This is a genomic window from Phyllobacterium sp. P5_D12 (assembly GCF_054049495.1).
On the sequence record NZ_JBFUMG010000605.1, the window covers coordinates 1 to 2,526 of the forward strand.

Here is a 2,526-nt window from a genome sequence, read left to right on the forward strand (position 1 = left end):
GAGACCATCTCGTCGGACGTGATGCGGCAGTTTTCGGCGATCGGCAATGCCAGCCCGAAAAAGACCGTGATTCTCGATGGCGACGGAAATGGCGGCGGCGGCATCGTGCCCTACCGCTACAAGCAGGACTACTACGGCTCGCTGCAATGGGCGGTAGGCCTTGAGCTTTTCCTGCTCATCACCGACCCATGGCGCGTATACTTCACCACCGATCATCCGAACGGCGCGCCTTTTACCGCTTATCCGGAACTCTTCGAACTTTTGATGAGCAGCAATGCCCGCGATGCGAAATCCACGGAGCTCAATGCAACGGCGCTCGGGCTGACGACGCTCGCCTCGGTGCGCCGCGAATATACGCTGGAAGAGATCGCCATCATGACCCGTGCAGCTCCGGCGAAGCTCCTTGGCCTCAAGGATCGCGGCCATCTCGGGGCCGGGGCCATCGCCGATGTCGCGGTCTATCGCAAGGGCAGGGATATCGCAAAAATGTTCCGCGAGGCGGCGCTGGTTTTCAAGAATGGCGATCTCGTCGTCAAGAACGGCAAGGTAACCCACTATCGTTGGGGCAAGACGCTGCGCCTCAACCCGCCGCCGGACAAGGCGATGGTCAAGCGTATGCAAGCCTACCATGAAGAGCGCTACGGTCTTTCGCTCGACTGGTTCACCTTCCCGGATTCCGCTATCCAGCGTCCGGACCCATTTGCGGAGGTGATTTCATGAACGGGATGCATCAGTTGAACCGCAATGGCGTCGTTATCGACGATACTTTCGCTGAAGCCTTCGGCATGCGCGCCACTGCGATCATCATCACGGCGCCGACGTTGAAATGGGCGCGGCAGGCCGCCATCACCATGACTGGTTATGCGACCTCGGTTATCGGCTGCGGCTGCGAGGCGGCCATCGACAGGGATTTGCCCGCGTCGAAAACCCCGGATGGCCGGCCGGGTTGCCGTGTCATGATTTTTGCCATAGGCACGGACGAATTGCAGAAGCAGTTGAAGAACCGCCTCGGCCAATGTGTGCTGACATCGCCCGGCAGCGCCTGCTTTGCCGATCTTGAAGGAACGGCGCCGCTCGATCTCGGCAATGCGCTGCGCTATTTCGGCGATGGCTGGCAGATATCGAAGAAGTTTGGCGGCAAGCACTATTGGCGCGTGCCGGTGATGGATGGCGAGTTCCTTTGCGAGGCGACCACGGGACTGACCAAGCTTGCGGTCGGCGGCGGCAATCTCCTGCTCCTTGCCGCCGATAATGCCAAGGCCCTGCGCGCCGCGGAACGCGCCGTAGCCGCCATCGAAAAGGTGCCCGGCGCGATCATGCCGTTCCCGGGAGGCGTGGTCCGGTCGGGCTCGAAAGTCGGCGGCAAATATAAGGGCATGATGGCTTCGACCAATGACGCCTTCGCACCGACCCTGCGCGGCGTTGTCAACTCCGCGCTGACGCCGGAGGTTAATGCAGTGCTGGAGATCGTCATCGATGGCGAGAACAACGACGCTGTGACGGCTGCCATGCGCGCAGGACTGAAGGCGGTCATCGAACTTGGCCCCAAGCGAGGTGCGGTTCGGATCAGCGCCGGCAATTACGGCGGCAAGCTCGGCAAGTTCCACTACCACCTGAAGGATCTGCTGCCATGAAAGCGCTGACCTTCTCGCTTCTTGCCGAACCGGAAGAACGTCTCGACCTCTCGGCTCTGACACCTGCCGGGCTGGCCGGGTTGACGGATGCGCAGATAGAAAAGCTGCGTATCGGAACGACCCGCGATCCCGCCTTGGTGGGCGATATCTTCAAGGTCACCGGCAAAGATTCGCAGAGTATCGTTTTCGAGGGCGGCAGCGCGCGCTTCGACAAGGTCGGTAGCGGGTTGAGCGGTGGCGCCATTCGCGTCACCGGCAATGTCGGTCTTGAGGCGGGCAGGAAAATGTCCGGCGGTTCTCTGCTCATTGACGGCAGCGCCGGCGACCACGTGGGTTCGGGTATGGTCGATGGCAGGCTTGAGATCAAGGGCAATGCCGGAGACTATCTCGGCGGGCCGCTTGCCGGTGAAATCACCGGCATGGAAGGCGGCTTGCTGATTGTTCGCGGCAAGGCCGGAAATTACGCAGGTGAGGGACTGCGTCGTGGCATCATTGCCATCCTCAAGGGCTGCGGTGACTATGCCGGCTACCGCATGATCGCCGGGTCGATTGTCGTTAGCGGCCGCGTTGGTGCAATGCCAGGCTACCTGATGAAGCGCGGCTCCCTGTTCCTGGACCGCCGCCCGGAAAATCTTGCCCCGACCTTTGTCGACTGCGGCGAAACCGACATCGCTTTTTCGGGCGTATTCGACCGGTTTCTTGTCCAGGAGAAAATCATGGACAAGCCATTGCTCGGCGCAAGGCCGGGCAAATTTGGCGGCGACGTTGCCGTGTCCGGCAAGGGCGAAATTCTGTTCCGGCGCGGCAAGTAAACTGATCCCCGTCGCTGATTTGATGGGCCGGTGCGAAAGAGCGCCTCGCTTTCCGTCATCCTCGGGCTTGACCCGAGGAC

The 2,526-nt window shown here is 61.2% G+C and carries 3 protein-coding genes; all 3 read left to right on the plus strand.

Annotated features, from left to right (window positions below; translation table 11 throughout):
* The coding region (locus ACXJ5O_RS24125) for an amidohydrolase family protein (protein ID WP_457302118.1) at positions 1–720 on the plus strand (720 nt) is incomplete at its 5' end.
* A 5-nt stretch (positions 721–725) separates the two neighbouring features.
* Complete coding sequence (gene fhcD, locus ACXJ5O_RS24130) at positions 726–1,634, plus strand: formylmethanofuran--tetrahydromethanopterin N-formyltransferase (RefSeq protein WP_457302120.1); 909 nt, start codon at positions 726–728, stop codon at positions 1,632–1,634.
* Complete coding sequence (locus ACXJ5O_RS24135) at positions 1,631–2,446, plus strand: formylmethanofuran dehydrogenase subunit C (protein WP_457302119.1); 816 nt, start codon at positions 1,631–1,633, stop codon at positions 2,444–2,446. Before fhcD ends, ACXJ5O_RS24135 begins: the two co-directional genes overlap by 4 nt.
* Positions 2,447–2,526: the final 80 nt, after the last annotated feature.

What these genes read in the sequence shown, in the direction of transcription:
- ACXJ5O_RS24135 (WP_457302119.1), top strand. Translation starts at nt 1,631, where the DNA reads ATGAAAGCGCTGACCTTCTCGCTTCTTGCCGAACCGGAAGAACGTCTC.
- fhcD (WP_457302120.1), top strand. Translation starts at nt 726, where the DNA reads ATGCATCAGTTGAACCGCAATGGCGTCGTTATCGACGATACTTTCGCT.